Origin of the sequence: Armatimonas sp., assembly GCF_031410135.1 — a bacterium.
In the GTDB taxonomy this organism is placed as follows: Bacteria; Armatimonadota; Armatimonadia; order Armatimonadales; family Armatimonadaceae; genus Armatimonas.
In genome coordinates, this window is the sequence record NZ_JANNYP010000615.1 from 1 (window position 1) to 4,235 (window position 4,235).

The following is a 4,235-nucleotide window of genomic DNA, read 5'->3' on the forward strand; positions in this document are numbered from 1 at the left end:
CCGGCGTCTCAACCGACTTTCCGCCTACTGGGCTCGCCGCATCACTCCAGCTTGGTAGCTTGGGAAAGGCAAAGGCAGGCTTCCCCGCCACAGAGACTTGTGGAGTCGTTGTCTGTGTCCGGCTCCGCAGAATCGTCGCCCCGCCCGCCGTGAGGCCCACTCCCAGCACGGTCGCAATCGCTATCGTTGTCTTCATTTTCTTCACTCTCCTGGGCCTTTGGTTCCTGAAGTGATCAAAAGGGTTCATGCAGGGGAAGTGGGGAAAATACCAGGTAGAATAGCGGCATGCCAAGCCGCCTCTCGCTCAATACGCTTTACACGATCCTGCTGACCCTCAGCTTGGTGCTGGAGCTGGTGGCGCGGGTGGTGTTTTTAGGAACCTCGCTGCTGATGGCGACGCTCTCGCTGTTTCTGGTGGCAGGAACCGCCGTGGTCTGCCTCTGGTACGCGAGCCTGCCCCGTTCTACTCCTCTGACGGGCATGGCCTTACTCTGCCGCGTGGTGGTCACGACGCAAGTGGTGCTCTCGGCCAAAGATCTGCTCGGTGCTGAGGCGCTTCCGCTGGTGTTTCGTTGGGGCTATGCGATTGCGTGCCTGGCGCTCTCGGTCGTCACGGCCTTTACCCTGGAGCGTGACCTGCGCCTCGTGCTTTCCCAGCACCGCGACCAATAATGCGACACTTCGCCGAGGAGTTTCTAGCCCCGCAAGCGGCTCTGCTCGACACCGATCCCGACGCAATGCGAGCGGTCTGGCAGGCTTTCGTGGCTCGTGGGCTTCATCAAGAGCTGGACTTCTTCACTACCCTCCCACTGCTGACTGAGTACTCGGGGGCATTTGCCTTCCTGGCGCTCCAGCAGCGCGTCGCGGGTTGCCCGGATGTTCCGGCAGGTGTCGCTTTCGGGCACCTGCGCAATCCCCAGGGCCCTGCGCCGCTCTGGAGTGAGGGTCGCGTTTCAGGCACCGTTCCCTGGCTAACCGGCGCAGGGATTTTCACTCGCGTCTTGTTAGGCTTCCGCCTCACCGATGGCTCCGAAGTCCGTGCCTGGGTAGAGGCCCAGGATAGGCCGGAGTTTCGTCACAGTGCGCCGCTGCCGCTTCTGGCCATTCGAGGAAGCAATACAGTCTCTGTGGCTCTAAATAATCTAGACATTCCCGAGAGTGCCTTTGTCTCGGTGCAGCCACTCGGGACGCAATCACAAAGCGACGCAAAGGGCGTGCTCTACCAGACCCCGCTGATGCTGGGGAACCTGCACGCCTCGCTGCGGCTGATCGAAGCCTCGGGGCGGGGTGCGCTTGCGAAGGCGTATGCAATCGTCGCGCAGCTTGAAGTCGAGCTACGAGCCGAGAATGCGGCCCAAAACGGCCCTGCGCTTCGTGCCCGTGCGGGGGATCTCTCGGTGCGGCTGGCCCGGCTCGCCTGCATGGCCTGCGGTGGCGGCTCGCTGGTCACGGGTCACCCCGCGGAGCGGGTTTATCGCGAGGCACTGGTCTTTAGCCTGATGGCTCAGACCGATGCGATTGTGAACGATGCCTTTGAGGAGCTTTTATGAAAACACTACAAGCCAGTCCTGCTAATTTTGTGGAGGCGATCCCTCTCGCCCAGACGCTTGGCTGCACGGCGATTGCCTGGGACTTGCGGCTTTCGTGCGAGGCCGCCTTAGCGGCGGCGAAAAGCGCGGGACTGGTGTCCGTCGGCTGGCTGCAAGCCGCTCGCGACCCGGAAGCCGCCGAGGCGCACCCGGAGTGGCTCCACGCCCCACAGCACTGGGAGTGGGTGGGGCGGGGCCTTCCTCATCCGATGCTGGTCGGAGGCTGGATTGGGCTGAACACCAAGGCGGCATTTGACCATGCGCTGGAAACCGTGACGCAGAAAATAACAGCCAATCCGTGGTGCACTACCCTCTATCTCTCGGAGATTCAGGGGCCGCCGATGGGCTGTGGCTGTGGCAATCCCTGCTGCCGGAGCTGGGACAATGCGCCCGGCGAGAAGCTCGCGCCGACGGCCTACCAAAAACCGGAGATTCTCTTTCCGCTGGCGTTCTATCAGGCTGTTCGTGCCGCCGTCCCCGACAGCCTGGCTATTATCCCGATTCTCTGCCCCGAGTGTGAGCGGGGGATTGTGGTGGACGGCGTGGACGATCCTGATGGCCCGACAGGGACGAATCTCTGCCAGGGAATCCCGTGTGTGCGGCCCTGTGCGCTCGACTACTGGCCGCGCCTGCTGGAGGCGTTTCGCCAGGAAACACCAACTGTCGGGCTGCTCACACTGACCGAGGCGCTGCAAAAAGATCACCCGGTCTACGGCGAGCCGGGCTGGGCACTGCGAGCGCACCGGCACTACGGCACGGACTTGCTTGCCTGCGTCGAGCCCGCCGATGCCCATAAGTTTGAGCACTGCCTGATCGCCACAGCGGCTCCTCAGGACTGCTGGCCTGTGATTCCCCCCGAGGGCTATGTCGCCGCGATCCCGCCGATCATGTGCGGCTACTGTCCGCCGGAAGACTCGGAGCCGTAGCGCGTTGCCGTGTCCTCCACCGATGACTTGTCCCAGTGGAGGACATGCTCGATGATCTGGCGGATCGTGGTGACCCCCTGCTCTGTCTCTTTGTCGAGAGCATCGTCGGGCAGGTCTAGGAGCAAGGCAATCAGCGCGGCACGCTCTCGGTACCACTCGGCGAGATAGCGCTCGCGCGGGGATTTCTGGATCAGTCCGAGAGCGTAGCGCCGGTCGGAGATCTGCCCGTAGTGCATCTTCTCGTGCTCCGCATTGTGGGCCAGCAAGTCGTTGAGGTTACCCCGCATCGCGCACGGGTGCGAGCTAGGCTCGCTCCCCTCGACCTCGGAGAAAACCTCAACCGCACGGCTCATTTGCCCTTGCAAGCGCTCGATCAGCGCTGCGACTTCCGGGTTCGTTTTCCTCATATCGCTTCGTCTTTGACGGGAATTGCTGACTGCACTTCGAGCCGCCCACCACTTCCTTGTGTTCGGATTTTAAAGTTTAGAGGGCGGCGCACATCATCGGGGAACATTTCGTTTTTCCTCTTGCATAGCTCTTGGAGCACGGAGCGGATGAAAGTAGCATCTGCTCTGTTCTCATCCGAGGCTGCCCCTTTTTGTGCGAGCTGCTCCCCGATAAATCTTTCCAGCATTTCTTGTTGCTCTGGCTCGGGGAGCAGGGCAGTATTCCAGGCGATAATCGCTAGAGGAATCAGGGTATTCAGCTCGTTGTTATCCGACCAGTCCTCACGAAAAGGTTCGATAATCTGTTGGAGGCATTCGGACATGGGGAGTATTCCAAGAGTAGCGATATGGCGAAAGGGCAGTGGCTGTCTGGCAGTTACTTTCTTTTTTTTCATCGTTTAGCAGTTGGCGAGCTGGTAGAGGGCATCGGCGTAGAGCTTAGCGCAGAAGAGGAGCCTCTCAATCGAGAATTTTTCATCCGGGCGGTGGGCGACTTCGGGATCGCCTTTCATGCCCGCGCCAAATGCGACGCCGTTGGGGGCGACGGTGGTGGCGTAGGTGCGGCCTCCCATGGTGAGGGGCTTGCTCCTATCTCCGGTGTGCTCGCGGTAGACCTTGAGTAGCGTCTTGACCGGCTCGGCATCTTGCGGGACGTAGAGCGGGGCGGTGTGGTGCAGCTCGGTAATGCTCCAGCCGGCCTCGGTGAGCGAGGCTTGGGCACGCTCCAAGACGCTCTCATCCCAGGTGGCGGGGTAGCGCACGTTAAACGTCATCGAGAGCGTGCCGTCCAGCACGTTCACAATCCCGACATTGCACGTCAGTGCCCCCGTGATCGCGTCTTTTCCCGCAATCCCGATTCCCGAGCCGTCGCAGGCGCAGCGCTCGACCAGCTCGGAGAGCCAGGGCTCAGGGAACAGCTCAAAGAGTGCCTCAGCGAGCTTCTTGGCAGCGTTGATCCCTTTCTGGGGTGAGGCTCCATGGCTGGCCTTGCCCTTTGTCCAGATGCGCAATGCCTTTTCGCCCTCATCGGTCACTTTAAAGCTACGGCGGCGCTTGAGGGTCTTAGCGATATAGGCTAGCCGATCCGGCGAGCCAATCAGCACTACTTCGGCTTCGTCGGGCACCATGTTGGGGCGCAGGCCAGAGCTAAAGACGGCGACCAGTGACTCCCCAATGGGCTTGGTGGCCGTGAGGGTGAAGCTGCCCTTCTCAGCATAGTAGAGCGGAAAGCCTGCGTCCGGGGTAAAAGCTAGATCGGGCTTGGGCTGCTTTGC

General features: G+C 61.4%; 6 protein-coding genes and 1 pseudogene. 3 read left to right on the forward strand and 4 right to left on the reverse strand.

Annotation, left to right across the window (positions count from 1 at the left end):
* A pseudogene (locus RMO15_RS22530) lies at positions 1 to 196 on the reverse strand (hypothetical protein); the annotation flags it as partial.
* An 89-nt stretch (positions 197 to 285) separates the two neighbouring features.
* Here RMO15_RS22530 and RMO15_RS22535 point away from each other — a divergent pair.
* Genes RMO15_RS22535 through RMO15_RS22545 form a run of 3 tightly spaced genes read left to right on the forward strand, consistent with a single transcriptional unit; the run spans position 286 to position 2,515 of the window.
* On the forward strand, positions 286 to 672 hold the full coding sequence (locus RMO15_RS22535; protein ID WP_309717557.1) for a hypothetical protein: 387 nt from the start codon (positions 286 to 288) through the stop codon (positions 670 to 672).
* A complete protein-coding gene (locus RMO15_RS22540) occupies positions 672 to 1,550 on the forward strand; it encodes a hypothetical protein (RefSeq protein ID WP_309717560.1) in 879 nt (292 codons plus the stop codon). Before RMO15_RS22535 ends, RMO15_RS22540 begins: the two co-directional genes overlap by 1 nt.
* On the forward strand, positions 1,547 to 2,515 hold the full coding sequence (locus RMO15_RS22545) for a hypothetical protein (RefSeq protein WP_309717563.1): 969 nt from the start codon (positions 1,547 to 1,549) through the stop codon (positions 2,513 to 2,515). The genes RMO15_RS22540 and RMO15_RS22545 overlap by 4 nt, the downstream gene beginning before the upstream one ends.
* On the opposite strand, the gene RMO15_RS22550 is transcribed toward RMO15_RS22545, so the two are convergent.
* The 3 genes from RMO15_RS22550 to RMO15_RS22560 form a co-directional block, all read right to left on the reverse strand.
* A complete protein-coding gene (locus tag RMO15_RS22550; protein ID WP_309717565.1) occupies positions 2,485 to 2,922 on the reverse strand; it encodes a hypothetical protein in 438 nt (145 codons plus the stop codon). The genes RMO15_RS22545 and RMO15_RS22550 overlap by 31 nt on opposite strands.
* A complete protein-coding gene (locus RMO15_RS22555; protein ID WP_309717568.1) occupies positions 2,919 to 3,284 on the reverse strand; it encodes a hypothetical protein in 366 nt (121 codons plus the stop codon). Before RMO15_RS22555 ends, RMO15_RS22550 begins: the two co-directional genes overlap by 4 nt.
* A 75-nt stretch (positions 3,285 to 3,359) precedes the next feature.
* Positions 3,360 to 4,235 (reverse strand): M20/M25/M40 family metallo-hydrolase (locus RMO15_RS22560; RefSeq protein ID WP_309717571.1); only part of this gene is annotated, 876 nt, incomplete at its 5' end.